This is a genomic window from Rhizobium oryziradicis (assembly GCF_001939045.1).
Classification (GTDB): domain Bacteria; phylum Pseudomonadota; class Alphaproteobacteria; order Rhizobiales; family Rhizobiaceae; genus Allorhizobium; species Allorhizobium oryziradicis.
On record NZ_MKIM01000019.1, the window covers coordinates 15303 to 38804 of the forward strand.

General features: G+C 54.3%; 16 protein-coding genes and 1 pseudogene. 15 read left to right on the top strand and 2 right to left on the bottom strand.

Annotation, left to right across the window (positions count from 1 at the left end):
* Positions 1-251: 251 nt before the first annotated feature.
* From BJF95_RS01290 to BJF95_RS01315, 6 genes are all read left to right on the top strand, one after another.
* Positions 252-2540: an FdhF/YdeP family oxidoreductase gene (locus BJF95_RS01290; protein ID WP_075637644.1), complete on the top strand. Its 2289-nt coding sequence runs from the start codon at positions 252-254 to the stop codon at positions 2538-2540.
* A gap of 528 nt (positions 2541-3068) precedes the next feature.
* On the top strand, positions 3069-8189 hold the full coding sequence (locus BJF95_RS01295) for an ATP-binding sensor histidine kinase (RefSeq protein ID WP_083638638.1): 5121 nt from the start codon (positions 3069-3071) through the stop codon (positions 8187-8189).
* Positions 8190-8485: 296 nt separating this feature from the next.
* A complete protein-coding gene (locus BJF95_RS01300; protein WP_075637645.1) occupies positions 8486-9928 on the top strand; it encodes a PAS domain S-box protein in 1443 nt (480 codons plus the stop codon).
* The gene (locus BJF95_RS01305) at positions 9909-10562 is read left to right on the top strand and encodes a response regulator transcription factor (RefSeq protein ID WP_139317359.1); all 654 of its coding nucleotides are present in this window, start codon (positions 9909-9911) and stop codon (positions 10560-10562) included. The genes BJF95_RS01300 and BJF95_RS01305 overlap by 20 nt, the downstream gene beginning before the upstream one ends.
* Positions 10563-10626: 64 nt before the next feature.
* Complete coding sequence (locus BJF95_RS01310) at positions 10627-11037, top strand: response regulator transcription factor (RefSeq protein ID WP_245297205.1); 411 nt, start codon at positions 10627-10629, stop codon at positions 11035-11037.
* 16 nt (positions 11038-11053) lie between these two features.
* Positions 11054-12364 carry a hypothetical protein gene (locus BJF95_RS01315; RefSeq protein ID WP_139317360.1) on the top strand — a complete coding sequence of 437 codons (1311 nt, stop codon included), beginning with the start codon at positions 11054-11056 and terminating at the stop codon, positions 12362-12364.
* Positions 12365-12419: 55 nt separating this feature from the next.
* On the opposite strand, the gene BJF95_RS01320 is transcribed toward BJF95_RS01315, so the two are convergent.
* A complete protein-coding gene (locus tag BJF95_RS01320) occupies positions 12420-12746 on the bottom strand; it encodes an RbsD/FucU family protein (protein ID WP_425348666.1) in 327 nt (108 codons plus the stop codon).
* 55 nt (positions 12747-12801) lie between these two features.
* Positions 12802-12876 (bottom strand): annotated as a pseudogene (locus BJF95_RS24605) (fucose-binding protein); the annotation flags it as partial.
* A 355-nt stretch (positions 12877-13231) separates the two neighbouring features.
* On the opposite strand from BJF95_RS24605, the gene BJF95_RS01325 reads away from it, so the two are divergent.
* The 9 genes from BJF95_RS01325 (at position 13232) to BJF95_RS01365 (ending at position 23489) form a co-directional block, all read left to right on the top strand.
* Positions 13232-14293, top strand: coding sequence for an ABC transporter ATP-binding protein (locus BJF95_RS01325; protein WP_075637649.1), 1062 nt, complete (start codon positions 13232-13234; stop codon positions 14291-14293).
* Positions 14294-14368: 75 nt separating this feature from the next.
* Positions 14369-16027 carry an ABC transporter substrate-binding protein gene (locus tag BJF95_RS01330; RefSeq protein WP_075637650.1) on the top strand — a complete coding sequence of 553 codons (1659 nt, stop codon included), beginning with the start codon at positions 14369-14371 and terminating at the stop codon, positions 16025-16027.
* A gap of 140 nt (positions 16028-16167) precedes the next feature.
* Positions 16168-17262, top strand: coding sequence for a carbohydrate ABC transporter permease (locus BJF95_RS01335; RefSeq protein WP_425348667.1), 1095 nt, complete (start codon positions 16168-16170; stop codon positions 17260-17262).
* Between the two features lie 10 nt (positions 17263-17272).
* Positions 17273-18205 (top strand): carbohydrate ABC transporter permease, encoded by a 933-nt coding sequence (locus tag BJF95_RS01340; protein WP_075637652.1) that lies wholly within the window; start codon positions 17273-17275, stop codon positions 18203-18205.
* 53 nt (positions 18206-18258) lie between these two features.
* The gene (locus tag BJF95_RS01345) at positions 18259-18714 is read left to right on the top strand and encodes an RbsD/FucU family protein (RefSeq protein ID WP_075637653.1); all 456 of its coding nucleotides are present in this window, start codon (positions 18259-18261) and stop codon (positions 18712-18714) included.
* A 9-nt stretch (positions 18715-18723) separates the two neighbouring features.
* A complete protein-coding gene (gene rbsK / locus BJF95_RS01350; RefSeq protein ID WP_075637654.1) occupies positions 18724-19662 on the top strand; it encodes a ribokinase in 939 nt (312 codons plus the stop codon).
* A 111-nt stretch (positions 19663-19773) separates the two neighbouring features.
* Entirely contained in the window at positions 19774-20745 is a 972-nt protein-coding gene (locus BJF95_RS01355) for a sugar phosphate isomerase/epimerase family protein (protein WP_075637748.1), read from the top strand.
* A 102-nt stretch (positions 20746-20847) separates the two neighbouring features.
* The gene (locus BJF95_RS01360; protein ID WP_139317368.1) at positions 20848-21900 is read left to right on the top strand and encodes a sugar ABC transporter substrate-binding protein; all 1053 of its coding nucleotides are present in this window, start codon (positions 20848-20850) and stop codon (positions 21898-21900) included.
* 62 nt (positions 21901-21962) lie between these two features.
* Positions 21963-23489 (top strand): sugar ABC transporter ATP-binding protein, encoded by a 1527-nt coding sequence (locus BJF95_RS01365; protein ID WP_075637656.1) that lies wholly within the window; start codon positions 21963-21965, stop codon positions 23487-23489.
* The last annotated feature ends 13 nt before the right edge of the window (positions 23490-23502 follow it).

Consider the following 23502-nt stretch of genomic DNA (forward strand, 5'->3'; position numbering starts at 1 on the left):
ACGCGTTCAGACGCTGTTGGCCCCGCTCTCCAGCCTTAACCGCCATTCACAGAATGTTGTACTGCTGAACAGCGGGTTTTGTCGCGACGGTTCCGATCTTCTTGTCTGTCAAGGTTGGAAGATAGAACGAGCGCTATACATCTGTATGGTACCGGGCCGCGGTCGTTGCCATTATTTTTTGCAAAAGCATCACAGTGTCAGGCCAACGGTGCGTGACTGCGTATCATTTTATAATCAGGATGGAGCCGACGATGAGCAAGAAGCGCCCTGAAGGTATCAAAAAATACAATGAACCTGCCGGAGGATGGGGTGCCTTGAGAGCGGTCGCGACGGCATTGAAAGAGCAGCAGGTGTTGGTGCAAGGCCCTCAAACTCTTCTCAAAGCAAACCAGCCTGATGGCTTTGACTGTCCGGGCTGCGCCTGGCCAGACCCCGACCATACGTCCACATTTGAATTTTGTGAAAACGGTGCCAAAGCGATTTCGTGGGAATCAACCTCAAAGCGCGCCAATCTGGAGTTCTTTGCCCAGCATAGCTTAAAAGACCTCTGGGCATGGAGCGATTTTGAGCTGGAGGATGCCGGGCGGCTGACCCATCCGATGATCTATGATGCGCAAACAGATCATTACGTCGAGATCAGCTGGGCCGACGCCTTCACCCGTATTGGTCAGGAACTGAACCGCCTTAACCCGGATCAGGTCGAATTTTACACTTCTGGCAGAGCGTCGAATGAAGCAGCCTTTCTGTATCAGCTGTTTGTGCGCAGCTTTGGCACCAACAATTTCCCCGATTGCTCCAACATGTGCCACGAGGCAACTTCGGTTGGTCTGCCACGCTCAATCGGCGTTGGCAAAGGCACCGTCACGCTTAAGGATTTTGATCATGCCGATATGATCCTCAGTGTTGGTCACAATCCCGGAACCAATCACCCCCGCATGATGACCACGCTGCATGAGGCCGCGCGCCGCGGTGTGCCGATCGTGGTTTTGAACCCGCTGAAAGAGCGCGCACTGGAGCGCTTTTCCGCGCCGCAAAATGCCGTGGAAATGGTGAGCCTTTCCTCTACCCCCATTGCATCCTCTTATCTACAGGTCAAAGCGGGTGGGGATTTGGCGGCCCTCAAAGGCATTATGAAACTGATCTTTGAGCGCGACGATGCCGATCTGGCCAACGGCGGTCCGGGTGTGTTGGACCGCGAATTTATTGCCGCCCACACATCCGGTCTTGACGCTCTGCGAGCAGATATAGACGCCACGGACTGGGCGCAAATCTATCGCAAATCGGGCCTTGACCGCGCCAGTCTGGAAACCACGGCAGAGACCTATCTCAAGGCAAAGAATGTCATTGCTTGCTATGGTATGGGCATTACCCAGCATTCCATTGGCACGGAAATCGTCCAGCAACTCGCCAATCTTCTGCTGCTTCGTGGCAATATCGGCCGCACAGGTGCCGGAATTTGCCCGCTTCGCGGCCATTCCAATGTTCAGGGCGATCGGACGGTGGGCATTACCGAAATTCCAAATGCTGCCTTGCTGGATGGCATGGAACGCGCCTTTGGCTTTCGTCCAACCGGTGAAAAAGGCCATAACGCAGTCGAGGCCATTCAAGCCATCATTGATGGACGCTCCAAGGCGCTTGTGTGTCTCGGCGGCAATCTTGCAGTGGCCATGTCCGATCCTGACGCCACCTTTGCAGGCGTGAGAGGACTGGATCTTGCTGTTCATCTGGCCACCAAACCAAACAGGTCGCATCTGCTCACGGCCCGCACCACCCTTTTGCTGCCCGTGCTGGGGCGTACCGATCAGGATATTCAAAAATCCGGTCCACAATCGGTCACCGTGGAAGATTCCATGTCCATGGTCCATGCCTCTCGCGGCTTTCTCAAGCCACCAAGCGATAGCCTGATGTCTGAACCCGCCATTATCGCCGGGATTGCAAAAGCAACACTGGGCGATAAATATGGCATCGACTGGGATGGAATGATTGAAAACTACGCCCGGATCAGAGACAAAATCGAGATCGTCTTCCCTGACTTTCATGATTTCAATGCCCGCATCAAAACGCGCGGCGGTTTTCGACTCAATGTGCCTGCCTCACGGCGAGAATGGCACACAGTAAGTGGCAAGGCCAATTTTCTGGTGGCGCGCGGGCTGGAAGAGGATCAGCGCCTCAATGATCCCGACACTCTGATTTTGACGACGCTTCGCAGCCATGGCCAATATAATACCACCATCTACAATCTGGATGATCGCTATCGCGGCGTGTTTGGCAGACGCGATGTGATCTTCATGAGCAAAGAGGATCTCGCCTCACGGGGCCTGAGCGACGGTGATCGCATCGATATCATCGGCATCGATATCACAAGCGACACCCAGCGTGTGGTGAAGGGCTTCACGGCTGTTGAGTATGATATTCCGACAGGAAGCATTGCCGGATATTATCCTGAAATGAATAAGGTTATTGCTCTCTCCGACTATGACGCGCTCTCGGGCACGCCCGCCTATAAAGGTGCACCGGTCCGGATCGCGCGATCCATCTAAACGCAGACAATAGCGGAACCTTGCCTCTCCTGCATCGTGCCTTAAATCGGGATCGATTTGAGGCACGATGCAGGAGATATGAACGCACAACTTGATCGGCGCGAAGCGATCGCGGTGATGCAAGGAGCCGTTGAGTGCATTGCGATCTGCCTTTTATTCCAAAGACAGGAATTTTCTACAATACAGAGGCGAGCTCACAGGGCCATTGTGGGCTACTGCATAATTCCTTAAATCGAAATCGACTTAAGGTGAAAAATTATGCAGCATATTTAAGGCGTTACAGCGTCCTTTGTGCGCCATATGTGGCGCACGGCGCTGTAGCGCGCGAACTTTTGCAGATTGTTTTTGCGTGCGTGACAATTGGAAGGTCGCCTCGTCGTTGTAAATTATAAAAAGACAATTTTACAATCTGATCGTTCAAACTGAAACTCTGTCGGCGTCTTCAATCAGAATGCCGGCAATGACAGTATCGCTGTGGCAGGTGCCCAAAGCACCAAGGGCGGCGACGCGTGGGGAACGGACGTTACAATGAATATGGATGTCGATACCAAATTCCCGTCCTTGTTAGAGTCGCAACTGGATGAGGCATGGCTTGCGCGCTTAATTCGGACAAAAACAAGTGTGCGCGACGGTATCGAGCATGTGGACGCTATTGATCCGGCCACCAACGAAGTTTGGCGCTTGCTGGTCAGTGGCGCAGAAACGCAGCGGACATTGCTGGCCCATGAATATGCGCTGATCCAGATTCTTGACGAATGCTGGGCCGAAAAGCCCATCGCCCTGATCACGCAAGGGGCACAAACAGTGCTTGTTTTTTCGCACCAGTTGGGACGATCGATTACCACAATCCCTCGTCAAGACATGGAGCCGATCGGCAGATTTCTCGAATTGGCCGCAGCCACTGCTTCGGCTTTGTCACAGATGCATGCAGCAGGCCTGGTGCATGCAAGGCTGCAATCGAGCAATATCATCGTGACATCCAATGGCAGGGTATGCTTCTCGTCCTTCGGTTTCAGTCGATTGTGGGGCAATGATGACATTGTACCGCCCCATAGTCCGACGCTGACCGATATGGCCTATGCGGCACCTGAGCTGGCGCGCAGAGATCGGCCCGATTGTGATCAAAGATCAGATCTCTATGCGCTCGGGGTTGTTTTATATGAGGCGTTAACTGGCCAATTGCCGTTGAAAGCGGCGACCATGGCCCAATGGCTGCACGCCCATGTTGCCGTAGAGGCAAGACCGCTGGGCGATCTTCGGCCCATACCCGCGGCTGTCGAACAGATCATCATGAAGTTGATCGAAAAAGACCCGGATCTTCGCTATCAAACTGCGCACGCCGCCCACGCCGATCTGCAACGCTGTCTCGACGAATGGACGAAGACACAATCCATCATGCCTTTTGCCCTGGGGCGGGCTGATTTGTTGCAATCCATCGTAAAGTCGGATCATCTTTTTGGACGATCGGCCGAACTTCGCGCGTTGGCCGAACTGGCCATGCAAACGGCGCGGTCTGGCAAGCCGGAAATCGTGCTGATTTCAGGCGCACCGGGTGCCGGAAAGTCGGTGCTGGTCGATAAACTGCCGAAACTGGTTGGCCGCACGCGCTTTGAGTTTGCAACAGGCAAAAGCGAACAGCTTCTCAAGGACGTTCCATTCGCACCTTTTGCACAAATCCTGACCTCGCTGATCGTCAACGTGCTGAGTGCAAATTCTACCGTTGTTCAGGACGTGGCCAACCGCCTGTCCGAGCAGATGGATGGCCACAGCGATCTTCTGCTCGAACTTGTGCCGGAAGCCGGGTTTCTTTTAAATCCGAAACAGAAATCCCTTGAGCTGCAGGCAAATGTGTCGCAAGGCCGCATGATCCGAACGATTGTTCAAGCGCTGACATCGTTCTCCACCCCGGATTGCCCGCTTGTCCTGTTTCTCGACGACATCCAATGGGCCGATGTTTCGACCGTTGCCGTCATCAAGGCCCTTATTGCGCAACCAATCCCTCATCTCATGCTGATTATTGCCTATCGGGACGAAGACATCAGCCAGACGCTTATCGATGTTCGGGATGCCGCCAGAGCAGGGCAAGTGCCGGTGACGCAAATCATTTTAAATCCCCTGACGGTGCACGACACGGCAGATCTCATCACAAGCTTGCTGGGCAACATCGCACTTGATGATGTGGAAGCATTGTCAGAGCTGGTTCACGCCGAAACGGGCGGAAATGCGTTTTACATCCACCATTTCCTGCGCAGACTTGCCGAAGAATTCATCGTCAAATTTGACATAAAACTCCAGCGGTGGACGTTCAACCGCAAGCAGGTTGCCCAGGGTAGCAACGTCATTGATTTCCTCAACCACCGCCTCAAGGCGCTTTCAGCCAAGCAACAAAATGTTATCAAAGCGCTGGCTATTCTGGGTGGCCAGGGCGAGCTGCCGCTGTTGTCAAAAATCTGCCTCCTCGACATGGCCGAGCTTGACCAGGTTATTCAATCACTGTCCAATTCCGGCCTTTTGGCGCGCCGTGGCGCAAGTCTGTCGCTCTCTCATGACCGCGTTCTGGAAGCGGCCTATCGGCTGACCAACAAACAAGACCGCGCCAAAGAACATAGCCGGATCGCCAAACTGCTACTGGAGGAGCACACCGACGGATCTGTCGACAAGACGTTTCGAATTGCCCATCAGATTGAAAGGGCAGCAACCGGCATCATCGCTTTTGAGGATGAAGATCAGCGCGCGTTCGTGAGCGTCATGGTGTCTGCCGCGCGCCGCGCGCGCAGCACCGGTGCCGTCAAGCAATCCATCGAATATCTGGAGATCGCGCAAAGACTGACAACGCAGACTTGGGAGCAAAACAATCGCGCGCTTCTGTTTGAGCTGGAATATCTTTATGGCGAATGCCTGATCAATGCCGCCCGCCTTGATGAGGCAACGCGCACAACCCATCGTCTTTTTACCTTGGCCGACCGACAGGTCGACAAAGCCAATGTCCTTCGATTGCAGGCCGTCATACACACGGTGAGGTCTGATTATGAGAGCGCCATTAATGCAGCACTCCAGGGCCTTGCCCTGCTGGATATCACGCTTGATCGCACACCCTCAGCCCGCGAATGCGATGCTGCCTATGATCTGGTGCGGCATATGCTGAAAGAGCGGACATTGTTGGCACTCACCCAGTCTGCAAATGCAACCTCTGCGGAGATCAAAGCGGCGATGGCGCTGCTTTCTGCCTTGAGCGCGTCGTATTTTGTCGAAGGTGGTCTCGCCTTCACCCATCTTGCAAAAATAGTTGAGCTGAGCTTGCTCCACGGTGCCACGCCTGAAACAGCTTATGGGCTGGGGTGGTTCGGCGTGCTCTCGGCCAGTCGCTATGGCAATTACGGCGACGCCTACGAATATGCCACCGCCGCCGCCGAGATGGTGTCGCGCAGCGGTTTTGAAGCGCAGCGAACCGGAACATTGCTCGCTGTGGAGCAACTCACGCCCTGGACGCGGCCATTGCAGGATGCTTTGGGTCTTGCACGCGAAGCAGCAAAGGCAGGGCATACGGCTGACGACCTTGGCATGGCCTGCTACGCCCGCAATCACATTGTCTCAGACCTGATCGCCATGGGAACGCATCTCACCATTTTGAAGGATGAGGTGGAACAAGGCATAGCGCTGATCCGGGAGGTTGATTATCAGGACATTGAAGTGATCCTGCAGGGACAATCCAATTTTGTCCAAATGCTGCTTCACGGCAATTACGGCAGCCATCAATCGGCTGCAGCAGCGCAGATAAAATCCATTCCAACCCAATTCTGGGCGAGTTTCTATGAAGGGATGGGAGCCTATTTCCTGCGCGAGGACGATACGGCCGTAGACCTTTTAAGCCACGCGATGAAATTTTCATGGTCTTTGCCCGCCCATATTGATGTGGCCTATGGACATATGTTCATGGCGCTCGCCCTGTCGCGTAAGGTTACGACATCCGGTGCCACAGATTTTGTGTTTTCCCAGCTCGAAAATCATCGCAGCATGTTTGCAAAATGGTCCGAACTGAACCCCACAACCTTTGCCAACAAGCTGGCCCTGATCGAGGCCGAGATTGCCTCCTTGAAAGGCGAGTTTCGTCTGGCGGCAATGCGCTATGAGCAATCGGTCAATCTGGCAGAAGCCGCGGGCTTTGTGCATGAGCAAGCACTAGGCCATGAACTGGCGGGTGCCTTCTATGAGCGAAGCGGTTTGCAAACCGCCGCACAGAGCCATATGCACACAGCCCACGCCTGCTATAGTCTTTGGGGTGCAGAGGGCAAAGCCCAGCAAATTCAAGCGCGTTTTCCAGAGTATTTTTCCAAGATGCTGGCTGCAACAGCAGCGCGTGGCGATAGTCAGGCCGATCTTGATCTGGATGTCGTTATTCGCTCATCGCAAGCGCTCTCGGAGGAAATTGTGCTTGAGCGCGTGATTGGCGCTCTGATGAAAGACATGATCATTCATGCGGGCGCGCAATATGCCGTGCTGCTGATGATGCATGATGACCAGCCCATGATTGAAGCCAGCGGCCGTGTTGTTCATCAGGATGTGGTGCTGGACGTCGCACAATCTCTGCCGCAACCTCAGGCGCTTCCCTTTTGGGTGTTGAATGCTGTGGTGCGCAAAAAGAAGTCCATGGTGTTGGCCGACGCGTTTGCCGAAGCACCGCAGATTCGCACCGATGGGCCAAGCGATCGTATTTTGCGCTCTGTGCTATGCCTGCCTTTGATCAAGCGCGGCACGCTGGTTGGCATTATGTATCTCGAAAACAATCTGGCTCCGGGTGTTTTCACCACAAACCGCGTGGCAATGCTGGAGATTTTGGCACCACAGGCGGCGATTTCGCTCGACGCAGCGCGCCTTTATCGCGAGTTGACCGAGGAAAATCTGCGCCGCGCGCAAGCCGAAGCAGATTTGATGCAAGCCAGAGCAGCATTGGCCAACACCTCCCGGTTCACGCTGATGGGCGGGCTTGCCGCCTCGATTGCCCATGAGATCAACCAACCCCTTGCCAGCATTGTATCCAATGCCGATGCCAGCACCCGTTGGCTCAAGCGTGAAAAACCAAATCTCGATGAGGCCATCGCCGGTCTGGAGAGCATCCGTGAGAGCGGCATCCGCGCTGCAGATATCATCAAGGCGTTGCGCTCACTGGCAAAACAAGCACCTGTCTCCCTGCGGGCCGTCGACCTGAACGCAATCATCAAGGAGGTGATCAGATTGACATCTCCCGAAATTGCCAAAAACACCATTCGGATTGAAACTGCCTTGCAAGCGGAGCCGCAGATTATTCTCGGTGACCCAATCCAGCTTCAGCAGGTCATTTTGAACCTCGTTACAAACGCCATTGATGGGATGTCTGATCTGCCCGACAACAAACGCGACTTGTTGATTGATGTCTCAAGGATCGACGACAAAATATTCGTTCGCGTTCAGGATAAGGGCACAGGCATAGAGAAGGACACATTGCGGCGGATTTTTGAGCCATTTTTCTCCACCAAGGCAACCGGAATGGGCATGGGTCTGGCAATTTGCCAGTCAATTCTGGAGGCGCACGGCGGCCGTCTGGAGGTTAATTCTGTTGTTGGCCAAGGTACAACCTTCTCCTTCAGCCTCACCGCCGTTGACGACGGCTGATACTAAAAATAGCTCTTGGTATTGCCTTTGCAAATATCTCAAGCGCTGGGCTGTGCCAGCAGCTTCTAACCTTGGTATGGGTTTGCTTCCTAAACTCGCCTTTTAGCCTCACCGCACAGCGTGAACTGCGCGACGGTATGCCATGTCAGCAGAGCACGCACCATCCTTGTGTATGGTAATCTCCGCGCCCCAAAACTGCTAAATAAGATCAAAGATGAATTGGCCCGCATGGCTGTGATTGCACAGTTGGGCGTTTTTTCAGGCATTAGCAACACCCACGCCTGCGGACATGAGCGATGAAAATGGATCGAGGCGCGCTGCTTCAAAATAACAACGTTTTAAAAATGGCGCTGTCAGCGGCGCTCGGTGCTGCAATTTTCTGCGTTGAAGTGTTCACCCATGCTCAGGCTGGTCTCGCCAGTCTCTATGTTTGCACGCTTTTAATTTTGCCGGAAGCCATGCCGACCAAAGACATTCTATTTATTTTTGCAACATGTGCTCTTCTGTCAGCCTGCTTATTTGCGTCGATTGATGACATCAATCAAATCTATGCAGTTATATTTTTTATCGTCAACATATTGATGTATTTATACATTTTATATTTCGTAATCTTCCGAAGAAAAGAAACCGAGTATCTCTCAAATTTAGCCACAGAGGCTGACGACGCTATTATTATATCAGACGCACAGGACCAGATTGTATATTGGAGCCACGGATCAGAGCTCTTGTATGGTTGGAGTTCGAGTGAAGCCAAGGGCCAGGTCTCGACCACGTTGTTGAAGACAATTTTCCCTGTGTCTCAGGAGGCTTGTCATGCCGCTTTGCTGCGGGATGGAAAATGGGAAGGGGAGCTTTCGCAGATCTCCAAGCATGGCAAGCGTGTCATGGTCCTCAGCCGCCGCTTGCTGCAACATGATGGCTCTGGAGCAGCCCACACAACAATCGAGACCACCATTGACATGACGCTGAACTGCGATCGGCAGGATCATATCCAAAAAGCTGCCTGGCAGTCTGATGATGTTTTCCGCAACATTCTGCTTGCTCAAATGACAAGCTCGGTGGCCCACGACCTCAGCCAACCCATCTCGGCACTGATGATTGGAAGCAAGGCATCGCTGCGCTGGTTGCAGCGCGATGTCTGCAATATTGACGAGGCAAAAAATGCCGTTGAAAACGTGATTGCCAACGCGCACAGGGCAGGTGAGGTCGTCGGGCGCGTTCGCCAGCTCGCCGGGCCTGACACGAACTTGTGTGAGACAATTGCGCTTCATTCTTTGATAAAGCAAGCACTTGAGACCCATCAGAGCGGGCTTCTGTATCATCGGGTGGCGCTTGAGATGGCTTTCGAAGACGAACTCCCCGAGCTGACGGGAAATCAGACATTGCTCAGCAAGGTCTTTGCGGACCTGCTGATATCCGTGGTGAATGCCCGACCATCCGGCTTGTCAGCCTATCGCCTTAAGATTGAAATAAAAAAGCACATCAACTATTTTGGCCTTCGCGAGATCATCGTGGAGATTGGCGCGCGATCCGCCTTCGATCATTTCGATCGTCTGGTACGCGACAAAGAGCCCTCCCAAGATCTCGTCAATGACACGATTGGCTCAAAGCTTGCGGTCTGTCGCTTTATCATTGAATCCCATTCCTGGCGATTGGATATCGCCTCAGATCCTTCCTACGGGGTCGCATTTCGCATAAAAATACCAATACAGAAGGATAATCACCTTGAGATTGGATAGCCCATCAAAAACCTCAGGTTCGCCAAATCATCAACCGACGGTGATTATTGTCGACGATGATGAAGCGTTGCGACATGCGCTGTCGAGTCTGTTTCGCTCGGTTGGTCTCAATGCCGTGCTTTTTGCATCTGCCACGGAGGTTCTCGCAGCCGTTCTGCCGCCAGCGCCGCGCTGCATGGTCCTTGACATTCGCCTGCCGGGCATCAGCGGTCTGGAATTTCAATCAAGCCTGAATAAATCTGAGAGCACAATGCCGATTATCTTCATGACCGGCTATGGGGATGTGCCGATGAGCGTGCAAGCAATGAAGGCAGGTGCTGCGGATTTTCTGATCAAACCGTTTCGGGAGCAAGACCTACTGGACGCCGTTTTTGCTGCAATAGAAACCGACCGCACCCAGCAGAGGGCGCAGGAGGTCGTTAACACCATGAAGGACCTGTACAACTCTCTGACTCCCCGCGAAAAAGAGACAATGACCTTTGTCACCTCTGGTCTCATGAACAAACAGGTGGCCGGTAAAATGGGCGTCAGCGAGATTACGGTGAAACTGCACCGACGGCAGGTTATGGAAAAAATGCGCGCCCGCACATTGGCAGATCTTGTTCGAATGGCCGAAGTGCTCCAACTCAAATAGGTTTTGAACGATGGGATCGGGGTTGGCTATTCGGCAGGTTCCGCCATCAATGAAGGAAATAACTGTGGAGTCTCACACGACTATTAGCATCATTGATGATGACGACGCGGTGCGCATGGCAACAGCAAGCCTTGTGCGTTCGCTCGGGTTTCAAACAACGATATTTGCATCTGCCGAGGAATTTCTTCAATCGCAGCAGGTCCAGACATCCGCCTGCATTATCACGGACATTCAGATGCCGGGGATGAACGGGGTTGAGATGCAATCTGCCCTGCGTGCCGCAGGCAACAATATCCCGATGATCTTCATGACCGCCTTTCCAGAAGACAACATTCGACGCCAAGCCTTTGAGGCAGGTGCCGCGGGCTTTCTGATCAAGCCGTTTGAGGGCGATCAAATTTTGGCCTGTCTCGATAAAGCGATTGGTGCTGGCAGTCGGGGTGCTGAAAACCACACCCTGCCAGGTTCGGATTAGAGTTTGTCAGGGAAAAGTGGAATCCAGTTTTACTGATCAGACAAACTCAAACACAGACACTAGGCCTGCAATTGAGCAGGGGATTCGGGCTCAGCGGTCACAGTGGGCAGTGCATAGTGCTGCTATGGGCCGATGGCGCAGAAAGGTCCGCATTACCTCTCTCTATCTGCGGCATAATTTTCGGTTTACGTCCGGCAAAAGACTGAACGGACCCTTGATTTTTTTCAGATTTTTCTCATCTCAATCAAAGATGCAGAGCGGTATGGAAATCGAACATATGATCCACAAGCCACGACGTGCCACGAAGATCACGGTGTTTTTGACGGCGGTCTCAGTGATGTGGATGTTTGCATTTTCTATCTCCTCAGCACAGGACGCGCCCGTCAACAGCAAGCTAAACGACACGATTTTGGCGTGTTTCATGCCACCACCTGGAGCGACCCATATAGCAGTGATTTCTGCGACATTCGCCGAAGACGGATCTTTCAAAGAAAAACCAAAGATCGTCGAAAGTGGAGAAGGTTCGATCGATGCCGCGTTTGCAGCTGCAGCGCTGAGAGCTGTGATGCGATGCGAGCCCCGAATTGCCGAATTTCATCTGAAAGGTGTCGTCAGCTTCAGATTTGATCCATCATCCATGTCCCTTGGAACGCAAACGACTGATATCCCCGATGTGCCGTCACCCGCGCGGCTTCAGGCGATGGCAACGGCTGCTGACCAACTGCGAGACATCGTGAAGAAACGCAGGCAATCAGGTCAATCGATCAGTCCCACGCAACCCGAAATCGCACCGCTTCTCTCCGTGCTTTGCGCTCCACAGGAGGCGGAGCGGCTGAAGAACGCATCCCTGAAGCAGTACGAACTGGTCAGCCAATATGCCCGTCACGTCAATACAGTCATGGCTGTTTACGAGGCCGAAACAGAGCGGGGTCCGCAGGCGTTAATCACCGAGCGCACACGGCAGCTCGGAGCCTGTTTTGATGCCACACTCTGGACCGGAACGGTGACGCTTTCGATGTTCGAGACGTTCTTTTCCGCAACCCCCGCTCTCTCCAACAGCCCGGAATGGATTGTCACGCGCAAAACATTTCACAAGAGCCTGTTCACGGCCACAGAAGGCGTGCTGGATGGCTATCGGCTTGACGGCATCGGCTCCGACTGGTGCCTCGCACGCATAAGACCTTTGGACGCGATGACGCGGGAGTTGATTCCAACCATGCCAGCCGAGCAGAAAAAAAGATTGCGCCAGTCGCTCCGTCTGGCGGCAAAGTGTGGCCCTAAGGTGCAAGAACAGTTGCAACCTATCGCCAAAACAATCGAACGCTGACCTACCAATCTGCCTGATAAGCATCGACGCCCCCAAAGAGTCGCGGGCGCTCTGTCTAAACAACACCCTTGCTGAAAATGAAACATCCATAGGGGCCGGGATCGGAGGTTCGAACAATAGCGAAAGACGACTTTGCCGCGGCATAAAAAGCGAAGCGCTCCAAGGCCTCGATTTGCACCTCGCGCCCTTCAGCGCGATCAACCACATTCTGAATGGTAGCAAATATTGGCACTTGTGCATCACGATCCCCAACCACCTCCATTCTTTTGACGGGTGCCTCGACAAACGTGTCGAGAGGAAAAAGCGTCAGGATGGCTTGCGTTGCGATCTCCAGATTGCAGCCGGACAGATTGATGAGTTTGCCATAGGATGAGTTTGCCATAGGTTGTGTGCTTGGCAATCGTTTCTGCCGGATGATTGATATCACACAGCACCAATTGGTCTCCGTGCCCCATCAGCATCAAAGCATGCAACAACTCCGCATTCAAAACTGGATCGATTCCCTTCAACATTGACTTTGCATCCCCTTTGAGATTGCCTTCTCTTCACATTTTCGCACTGTATTGTGATGTTTTCTTTCGAGAGTTTGACTCGATCCGTTTCAGCGCCTGGTTTGCGCCTTCATTTACAAAGCCACAGCCGTTCAAGTTGCACATAGCGATCGTAATCATGTGAATATCAAAAATATTTACTTGGAACGCAAGAACTGACTTTACCAAAATAAAACATTGTGTGAAGTTCGGTGCGCGTAGGGCACTTTTCGGAGCAAGGGCTGCGGCAGGGAGATGGAGGTCTCATCCGCTTGCGGTTTTCGAAATTTTGCCTCACGCCGTGTACAGTGCACGCCATTCTGGGAGGAGACCTGTTTTGGCTTCGATGAATATCGCCAATGTTGGCAAAGCCTATGGTAGTTTGACGGTCATTCACGGCGTTTCTGTCGAGATACCCGATGGCGAGTTCGTTGTTCTGGTCGGCCCATCGGGCTGCGGCAAATCGACATTGTTGAGGATGGTTGCCGGGCTGGAGCCAATCACGTTTGGCGATATCGTGATTGACGGCAAGGTCGTGAACGATCTGCCGCCGAAAGATCGTGATATTGCGATGGTCTTCCAGAGCTACGCGCTTTATCCGCACAAAACTGTGGCAGACAATATGGGTTTTGCTCTGAAAATGCGCGGCGAAAGCAAAGCGTCGATTGATGAGCGCGTTCGCAAGGCTGCCGACATTCTCGATCTTACTCCTTATCTGGCGCGTTATCCGCGTCAACTCTCGGGTGGCCAGCGGCAGCGGGTGGCCATGGGCCGGGCAATTGTTCGAGACCCCAAGGTTTTTCTGTTTGACGAGCCACTGTCCAATCTCGATGCGAAACTGCGCGTTCAGATGCGGGCCGAGATCAAGGAATTGCAACGTCGGCTGGCAACGACAATGATTTATGTCACCCACGATCAGGTCGAGGCCATGACCATGGCGGACCGCATCGTGGTGCTGCGTGATGGCCGCGTCGAGCAAATCGGCTCGCCGCTGACCCTTTACGACAAGCCTGCCAACATATTCGTGGCCGGTTTTATCGGATCACCGTCAATGAACCTGATCAAGGGACACATCCGGGCAGCAGCCACACCATGTTTTGAGACGGAAGACGGTATTAAGCTCCCTCTGGCTTCAGCCCCTGAGGGATCGGACGGACGATCGTCCTTTTACGGCATTCGTCCCGAGCATTTTGTGCTGGGTGGCAATGTAACCGCCAACATCACGGTGATGGAATCAACCGGCACGGAAACGCAAGTGTTCGCAAGGCTTGGCCAGCAGAAAGTCATCGGCGTCTTCCGTGAGCGGCTCACGGAGCCAGCAGGTGGAGCCATTGCCATGACGCCAAACCCGACGATGGTTCATCTTTTTGACGGCGAAACGGGGTTGCGCATGGCGTGATAGATGCAGCGGCTGCCAGGGGAGAGGCGGGCCGCATGCGAGGTTCGGAACAGTTAAAATAGGGAGGAAACAGGTATGAAAGTCAGCGAATTCGAGAGGATGATGGCAATCGGCCTTAGCCGTCGTGCCATTCTAAAGACCGGAGCCAGCCTTGGGGCCGTGGCGGCCACCAGCGGTTTGCTGGGTGCCGGCACGGCGGTTGCCGATGAGGCATCTTTGCGCAAGCAAATCCTGCAAATTCCGGGTGTTGGCAAGGGGTCTCCCACCGATGCCGATTGGCAGAAGGTCGGTGAAATGTGCCTCGAAGCCACAAAGAAGACCGTCAAAAAAGGAGAATTTGCCGGCGTCGAGCTGTCCTTTATGGGCCTCAACAATCAAAACCTGCACAATGTGCTGTTTCGTGGCTTTTTGAAGCCATGGGAGGATTATACCGGGGCGAAAATCACCTGGATCGATCTGGCGCAAGCCGATTATAATCCGCGTTTGCAGCAGGCCATTGCCACCGGCACCGTGGATTTTGATATTCTCGAAATGGGCGCGCCGTTTGAAGGCGATGTGTGCGGCAAGGGGCTGGCCTCGGAAATGCCGGACTGGGTCAAGGCGCAGATCGACATGGACGATTACGTCGACTACCTGAAAGCGCCGGTTGGCACATGGAATGGCAAAACCTATCGCATTTCAGTGGATGGCGACTGCCACAACTTCAACTACCGCAAAGACTATTTTACCGATGCCGATCTGGCCAAGGCGTGGAAGGCGGAAGGCCATTCAGGCGAATGGGGCGTGCCAAAAACTTGGCAGCAGGTGCAGGAAGTCACCAAATTCCTCAAGGGCAAGAAGATTTCCGGCATGGACGCGATCGGCTATCTTGATGCACCGAAGGCGTGGGGCGGCTTTGGCTTCTACTTCCTCGGCAGTCGGGCAACGGCTTATGCCAAGCATCCCGACGACAAGGCTTGGCTGTTTGACATTGATACGATGAAGCCACGCATCAACAATCCCGCTTGGGTTCGCGCCATTCAGGACGTGGTTGATGCCCTGCCGTCGGAAGCGGGCGACCAATTGAATGCAGACCCCGGCACCACGGCATTCCAGCAATTCCTCGCAGGAACCGGCTCGATGGTGTCATGGTGGGGCGATGTGGGGCAGAGCGCGCAAACCAGCGACAGCTCGGTGGTGGGCGATACGATTGCCTTTGACATCCTTCCCGGCTCCGATGACGTATATAATGCCAAGACTGGAAAGTGGGAAAAACTGGCGAGCGGGCCAAACCATGCACCCAACATGGCCTATCTCGGCTGGGGTGTTTACGTCATGGCCCGCGTTGATAAGGACGAGAAGAAAAAGAAGGCGGCCTGGAGTGCTGCGGCCCATCTCGGCGGTAAGGATCTCGCCTTGTGGACCGCGGCCTACCCTTCCGGCTTCCAGTGCTATCGCAAGAGCCAGTTCGACATCAAGGAATGGGTCGCTGCGGGCTATGACGAGGGCTATATCAGCAATTATCTCGCCTCTCAGTCCAATTCCTACAATCACCCTAATGCAGCGATTGAGCCGCGCATTCCGGGAATCTTCCAATATTACAGTGTCGCGGAAGATGAGCTGGCCAAGGTGTTTGCGGGACGGGTGAAGCCGCAAGAAGGTGCTGACGCGATTGCTGCCGCATGGGAGAAAATCACCGATCAGCTTGGCCGCGACAAGCAGATCTCTCTCTACAAGGCATCACTTGGCCTTTGAGACAGGTGGTTGATTGTCAAGACATCGCAGCAGGCAAGGTCTCGCCTGTGCCTGCTGCGCCATGAACAGCCCAAAACGATCCTGACGACTGGTTTCTGAAGGGTGTTTTGTCCAAGGGTTAGCTTATGTCCGATACGACCATGCCTGTTATTCGACCCAACGAGCAGCCATCACGGCGTCAGCCCCATGCTCGGCATGGTCGTCTGTTGCTGGCAATAGCATCGCTGCTTCTGCTTGGTATGCTTGTGCTGCAATTGCTCGATACGATGGAGATCACAGCGTTCGGCTTCTCCAACTGGCGTCCATTGCTCTATGCCTATGTCGCGTGGGCCGTTGCGTTGTGCGCAGCACAAGTGCTTATTCGTGGAGAAGACGGCCAAAAGGCTGCATTTGTGCTGCCAGCGGTGCTGTTCACTGTTGCCATGGTGGTGTTTCCCACGGTTTTTGGCCTCTATATTGCTTTCACCGACTGGAATCTCAGTGCCGCCGCTGGTCGGCATTTCAACGGCATCGATAATCTTCGCGCTTTGTTTGCCGATTTTTATTTCTGGAACGCGCTTTTAAACATGATCTATTATGTTCTGGCGGTTCTGGCGCAATATGCCATCGCCTTCGGGCTGGCCCTGCTGCTCAATGCCGAGATCAAAGCTCGAAAATTCTTCCGCGTCGCGTTTTTGCTGCCGCTGATGCTTAGCCCGGTGGCCGTCAGCTGGATGATTGGCAAATCCTTGATGGAATATCGTTTTGGCCCCTTAGCGACCCTTGCCCGCCATTTGGGATGGGACAATCCGGCGTTTTTCTCCACCCCGTGGCTTGCGCGCATCTCGCTGATGGCCATGGATGCCTGGGTTTCTATCCCGTTCATGATGATCCTGCTTCTGGCAGGCTTGCAGGCGCTGCCGATGGAAATCAAGGAAGCGGCCAAGGTGGATGGCGCATCCGGCTGGCAAAGTTTCAAGGAAATCACCTTTCCGCTGATGCTGCCCGTGAGCATCACCGTGATTATTCTGAGGGTGATTTTCCAGCTGAAGCTTGCCGATATCGTCATCAACGTGACCGCAGGCGGTCCGGGCGGTGCGACAGACACCGTCTCCAGTTTCATTTTTCGCGAATACCGGGACCGGTCAAATGTTGGCTACGGCACCATGCTGGCCGAGTTCTATCTTGTTATCATCATCATCTTCGTCTCGCTCATCCTCAAGATGACGAGCCGCTGGCTGCAACGTTCAAACTGAGGCGCTGACCATGGCACTTGATAGCATCCGCCATAACGGCGCTGAAAACTCCACTGGATCTCGGTTTCGCCGCCCTCAATTTCTTACAGGCAGTCTTCTGATTTATGCGGCGCTGGTGTTCTGGGCCTTTATCTCGCTATTTCCGATCTATTGGACCATGACCACATCCTTCAAGACTGCGGTCAATGTCACGCAGGGGCACCTTATACCCTTTGTGGATTTCACCCCGGACTGGAAGGGCTGGCGATCGCTTGGTCTTTCGCCCGACACGATCTTTTTGGCATCCACCGTGCGCGACGAATTCATGCGGCGGTTTGCCAACAGCGTCATTGCCTCAGCGGGAGCATCCTTTCTGGCGGTGGTGATCGGATCGCTGGCCGCCTATGGCCTCAGCCGGTTTTCCTATAAATTTCTCTGGCTGCGCAATAAGGATATTTCGTTCTTCTTCCTGTCCCAGCTGATCTTGCCGCCCGTTGTGCTCGCCATGCCGTTTCTGGTGCTTTACAAGCACCTGATGTTGCTGGACACCCTGACTGGCCTTATTCTGGTTTACACCCTGATGGTGTTGCCAATCGTGATCTGGATCATGCGTGACCAGTTCGACACGATCCCGGTTGAACTGGAGCAGGCAGCATTGGTGGATGGCTGCTCGATCTGGGGGGCCTTCATGCGGATTGTCTTGCCCATTGCTCTTCCGGGCATGGTGGCCGCCTTCATTTTATCGGTCATACTGTGCTGGAACGAGTATTTTTTCGCAGCCCTTTTAACCAGTTCAAATGCAAAGACATTGCCCGTCATGGTCGCCAGTCAGACAGGCTCCCAGGGCATCAACTGGTGGTCGATGGCGGCCATTGCCACCGCCGCCATCATGCCGCTTGTTTTGGTCGGGATTTTTCTCGAGCGATTTATCGTCAAGGGACTGACCGCCGGTGCCGTCAAATAGGCCCCAACCTTTATTCATATGCCCAATTCTTTATCGCAGGAAAGGAACACTCCATGCTGAAAAATCTTCACCCCGCCTTGAACGCCGATGTGCTCCACGCGCTGCGATCGATGGGGCATGGCGACACATTGGTGATTTCTGACACCAACTTCCCAAGCGACAGTGTCGCGCGCCAGACCGTGCTTGGCCGCCCGCTTTCCATGGCCAACCTGTCGGCCGCCGAAGCCGTGCGCGTGCTGCTGTCGGTTTTGCCGCTCGATACGCCGCTGCAAAACTCGGCCGGGCGCATGGAGGTGATGGGAGCACCGGATGATATCCAGCCGGTGCAACGTGAAGTTCAGGCGGAAATCGACCGTGCCGAGGGAAAGTCCTCACCCATGTATGGCATCGAGCGGTTCGCCTTCTATGATCTTGCAAAAAAGGCCTATTGCGTCATTTCCACGGGTGAAACCCGCTTTTATGGTTGCTTTCTGTTCACCAAAGGCGTGATTCCACCGACTGGGCACTGAGGAGACACCATGAACAAAAGCATTTCAATTCTCGGGATTTTTGTGGCCGACACCGCTTATCTCGCAGCACGTATGCCCGTTGTTGGCGAGACAATTACCGGCAGCGGCTTTGCGGTAGGACCGGGCGGCAAGGGCTCCAATCAAGCCGTTGCGGCAGCGAGAGCCAGCGCGGTTTCAGGGCAGGGCCCATGCGTTTCCTTCATTTCGAAAATTGGCCGTGACACATTCGGCGATCTCGCGTTAAAGACCTATGCCGAAGCTGGCGTGATACCGCGACTGACCGTGATGGATGATCAGCCAACCGGCGCTGCCTTCATTTACGTCAATGACAAGACCGGCGACAATGCCATCATTGTCTATCCGGGTGCGGCTGGAACCATCACCGTTGACGATGTCGAGGCGGCGCGCGCGGTGATTGAAGCAAGCGCGATTTTCGTGACCCAACTCGAGCAACCGGCAGAGGCCGCCCATCATGCCTTGAAGATTGCGCGTGCGGCAGGCGTCACCACAATTTTCAACCCGGCGCCGGCAGAGCCCTTTCCGGACGCAATCTACGGGCTGTGCGATTACATTATACCCAATGAAACCGAAGCCGCAGCCCTGGTTGGTTTTCCGCTCGATACCATTGAAGATGCCAAACGTGCAGGTGATGTGCTGTTGGGACGGGGTGTGGGCGCGGCCATCATCACGCTGGGCAGCCGAGGCGTGTTGTTTCACGCTCATAATGCGTCGGTTGCCATCCCAGCCGTGGCCGTTGGCCCTGTGCTCGACACAACAGGGGCCGGAGACGCCTTCGTTGGTGGTTTTGCCGCAGCCCTTGCCGATGGGAAAAGCCCGGTTGATGCTGTCCGCTTTGGTTGCGCAACGGCAGGGATCGCCGTGACAAGACGCGGAACCGCACCGGCCATGCCACGACGCGAAGAAATCGACGCTTTGCTGTCACGGTGAGGCGACGACTGGCCATTTTGCAGCGCTGATCTCATTTTTTACTTTACAAATCACGATTTTTTTGTGAAGTATGAAGTGAAGCGATAAAAGTGAGCCAGAGCCGTGACCCAGCTGAAATTTGCAACCCGTCTGAATTCTTTTGCCTCCTGCCCAAAAGCAGAATGGCCGGATCTTTCCGGTAAGCCAACCATGCTCCAGATGGCAAAGCGTGCCGCGAAAGTTGAGGGCCTCACGGATCTTGATTTGAATTATCCCGATCATGTTGGCGAAAATCCCGCTGAATTGGCCCGGCAGATTGGTGATATGGGCTTGGCAATCAATGGTTTTGCCATGCGCTATTATACCAATCCTGCCTTCAAGATCGGCGCGTTTACCAACCCCGATCCGGCAGTGCGGCGTGAAGCCATAGACCTGACCAAAGCAGGCATTGACGCCACCCGTGCGGCTGGTGCCAAATTGATGACGCTCTGGCTTGGCCAGGACGGCTTTGACTATGCCTTTCAGGCCGACTACCACACGCTGTGGCAACACGAAATTGACGGAATCCGTGAAGTTTGCGCCCATGACCCGGATTGTCAGATCAGCATCGAATACAAGCCCAATGAACCTCGCTCCTACAGCCTGATGCCGGATGCTGCGACGACGTTGCTGGCCATCAAGGATGTCGATATGCCCAATCTCGGCGTGACACTTGATTTCGCCCACGTGCTCTATGCTGATGAGCAGCCAGCGTTTGCCGCCGCCTTGATTGCCCGCCACAGCCGCGTGCTCGGTGTGCATCTAAATGATGGCTATGCCAAGCGCGATGACGGGCTGATGGTGGGTGCCGTTCATACTCAACAAACCATCGAGCTTTTGCGCCAAATCCGCAAGGACGGCTATGATGGTGCCATTTACTTCGACACGTTTCCGGACATGACCGGGCTCGACCCCGTGCATGAATGCGAAGTGAATATTCAGACAGTCAAGCGCATGCTGCGGATTGTCGATCGCCTTGATCAGGACAATCGACTGTCTGGGGCCATTGAGCGTCAGGATGCCGTATCTGCGCAGGCGATTGTGCAGGAACTCATGCTCGGCTGAAGCCAGCAACATCAAAATCAGCGAAATTTCAAACCTTTGAAAATAAGGCACGCCGAAGGCGTGCCGTGTGACACCACCCGGGAGGAACCGATGAAGTCCATGATGAAATTGACTCTTGCAACTGGCCTTGCCGCCAGCTTTTTGTTGAGCGCAGCCTTTGCGCAACAGCTTGCGCCGCTCAATTCCGACACCGAAAAGGACCGGATGGATTGGTCAGAACTGGAAGCGAAACTTGGTCCATTTCCAAAGCTTCCCGAGGGCACCAAGGCCGGAGCGGTTTCAAAGACCCTGACCAACGAATATTGGCGTTCCCTTGGCGAAGGCTACAAGGCATTTGGCAAAGAGAAGAACGTGCCGGTCGCCTATCAGGCTGCGCAAAGCGAAGGCGACCAACTGGGTCAGTTGACGATTGCCGAGGGCATGATCACGCAAGGCTATAATGTGCTGCTCGTTTCGCCACAAACGGATTCCAATCTTCAGCCCGTGATCGAGCAGGCAAAGGCCGCGAAGATTCCAGTTGTGGATGTCAATGACGCGGTGATTCCGCAAGCTGAGCATTATGTTGGCAACGTTCAGCGTGACAACGGTGTTCGCGTTGCCAAATGGTTCATTGCCAATCGCCCGCAGGGCGGCAAAGTGGCCATTATCGAAGGTCAAGCGGGCGTTTATGCGGCCGTGCAGCGCACAGAAGGCTTCAAATCCACAATCAGCGCCGACAACAAGTTCAAGGTTGTCGCCAGCGTTCCCGGCAATTGGGATCGCCAGACATCCTACGACGCTGCCACCAACATTCTCAATCAATATCCCGATTTGATCGGCTTTTACGCCAACAATGACGGCATGGCACTGGGCGTCGTTGAAGCCGTCAAGGCTGCAGGCCTTGCTGGCAAAGTGGCGGTTTTCGGCACAGACGGCATTTCAGATGCCTATGCTTCCATCAAGGCCGGTGAGTTGACCGGTACTGTCGATAGCTTTCCGGTTTTGACCGGTGAAGTGGCCATGGAAACCGCACTTCGGCTTGTGGCTGGCCAAAAGCTTCCGCGTGTGGTGGCCACGCCGCAGGCGCTGATCACCGCCGATAATCTCAGCCGCTATCAGGGGCAGGGTGTCAATGTTCGCACTGTGCTGATGGAAGATGCCAAGGCTGGCAAGTAACAGACGTGCAGAGATGCCGAACTTAGGTTCGGCGTCTCTGGGCCTTGCGGGAGGAGGCGGCTATGGTTCCGCGACTAGGTTTCGAGACGATCTCAAAGAGTTTTCCGGGCGTGAACGCGCTGACGGATGTGAGTTTCAAAGTGGCCCCTGGTGAAATTCACGGATTGCTGGGCGAAAATGGTGCCGGAAAGTCGACGCTTCTGCGCATTCTGTCCGGTGTTTTTCGGCCAACATCCGGCTCGGTTTTTGTGGATGGTGAGGCTGTTACCTTTCGTAAGCCGCAGGATGCCCGGGTTGCTGGCATTGCCATGATCCACCAGGAACTTCAGCAAGTGCCGCACTTAAGCGTTGCCCAGAACATGTTTCTTGGTCACGCGCCGACCCGATTGGGTGGGCTTTTCGTCTCTCGCAGCGAGCAGGAAAAGCGCGCAGCCGAAGCGCTGTCGATGATTGATCGCAGCATTGATGTTTCAGCACCAATCTCCAGCCTGAAAGTTGCTCAGCGCCAGATCGTCGAAATCGGGCGCGCCCTGCTCGACAAGGCGAAAGTCATCGCCATGGATGAGCCAACATCGAGCTTGACGCCGAGCGAGTTCGACCGCTTGGCGGAGGTGATTGCCAATCTCTCAGCCAGCGGCGTCTCGATCATCTATGTTTCGCACAAGATGGACGAGGTTTTCCGGATCTGCCAACGGGCCAGCGTCATGCGAGACGGCAAGCTTGTTGGTGTGGTGGATATGAAAACCGCATCGGAAAAGCAGGTCATTGCCATGATGGTTGGGCGTGAACTGATGCAGGAAACACACAATTCGTTTGCGACTGACCAAATTAAGCTTGAAGCGCGCAATCTTTCATCGTCCACCAAAATCAAAAATATTTCCTTCTCGCTGCATAAAGGTGAGGTTTTGGGCATCGCAGGCCTTGTGGGCTCTGGGCGCACCGAACTGCTGCGGCTGATTGCCGGCGTTGATCGCCTGAGCGCGGGATCGATCACAATCGACGGTAACGTTGTAAGCCCGAGAAACCCGCGCGATGCGATCGCCGCAGGCATTGGCCTTGTCCCCGAAGAGCGCAAGCGGGAAGGCATCATTCCGTTGCGCCCCGTGAGCCTCAATATGGCGCTTGCCTCGCTGCCCAGTTTTTCCGCTGCGGGCATCATCAGCAATCACCGGCTGCGTGCCAGCGCCAGTGATCTGTTGAAGCGGGTTAATCTGCGACCCTTTCAGCTTGATCGTCCCATCCGGCTGTTCAGTGGCGGGAACCAGCAAAAAGCGATCATTGCCAGATGGCTGGCGGCCAAATCGCAGATTTTGCTGTTTGATGAACCCACACGCGGCATTGATGTCGGCGCAAAATCCGAGATTTATCAGTTGATCGAGACCCTCGCCAGCGAAGGCTGCTCCATCATCGTTGTGTCTTCCGAGCTTCCCGATGTCATACGTTTATCTGACCGCGTCCTCGTGATGCGGGACGGACGGATTGCTGCTGAGCTGACAGGCGACCAACTGACCGAAAGCACGATCGTGGCGCACGCCATTCCGGGAGCGATTGCTGGTGCGAAACCCGGCTTGATCGCAAACCCCGCGTAAAATTTGAGGATTT

What these genes read in the sequence shown, in the direction of transcription:
- BJF95_RS01340 (WP_075637652.1), top strand. Translation starts at nt 17,273, where the DNA reads ATGGCACTTGATAGCATCCGCCATAACGGCGCTGAAAACTCCACTGGA.
- BJF95_RS01300 (WP_075637645.1), top strand. Translation starts at nt 8,486, where the DNA reads ATGAAAATGGATCGAGGCGCGCTGCTTCAAAATAACAACGTTTTAAAA.
- BJF95_RS01335 (WP_425348667.1), top strand. Translation starts at nt 16,168, where the DNA reads ATGCCTGTTATTCGACCCAACGAGCAGCCATCACGGCGTCAGCCCCAT.
- BJF95_RS01290 (WP_075637644.1), top strand. Translation starts at nt 252, where the DNA reads ATGAGCAAGAAGCGCCCTGAAGGTATCAAAAAATACAATGAACCTGCC.
- BJF95_RS01295 (WP_083638638.1), top strand. Translation starts at nt 3,069, where the DNA reads ATGAATATGGATGTCGATACCAAATTCCCGTCCTTGTTAGAGTCGCAA.
- rbsK (WP_075637654.1), top strand. Translation starts at nt 18,724, where the DNA reads ATGAACAAAAGCATTTCAATTCTCGGGATTTTTGTGGCCGACACCGCT.
- BJF95_RS01320 (WP_425348666.1), bottom strand. Translation starts at nt 12,746, where the DNA reads ATGGCAAACTCATCCTATGGCAAACTCATCAATCTGTCCGGCTGCAAT.
- BJF95_RS01365 (WP_075637656.1), top strand. Translation starts at nt 21,963, where the DNA reads ATGGTTCCGCGACTAGGTTTCGAGACGATCTCAAAGAGTTTTCCGGGC.
- BJF95_RS01360 (WP_139317368.1), top strand. Translation starts at nt 20,848, where the DNA reads ATGAAATTGACTCTTGCAACTGGCCTTGCCGCCAGCTTTTTGTTGAGC.
- BJF95_RS01345 (WP_075637653.1), top strand. Translation starts at nt 18,259, where the DNA reads ATGCTGAAAAATCTTCACCCCGCCTTGAACGCCGATGTGCTCCACGCG.
- BJF95_RS01330 (WP_075637650.1), top strand. Translation starts at nt 14,369, where the DNA reads ATGAAAGTCAGCGAATTCGAGAGGATGATGGCAATCGGCCTTAGCCGT.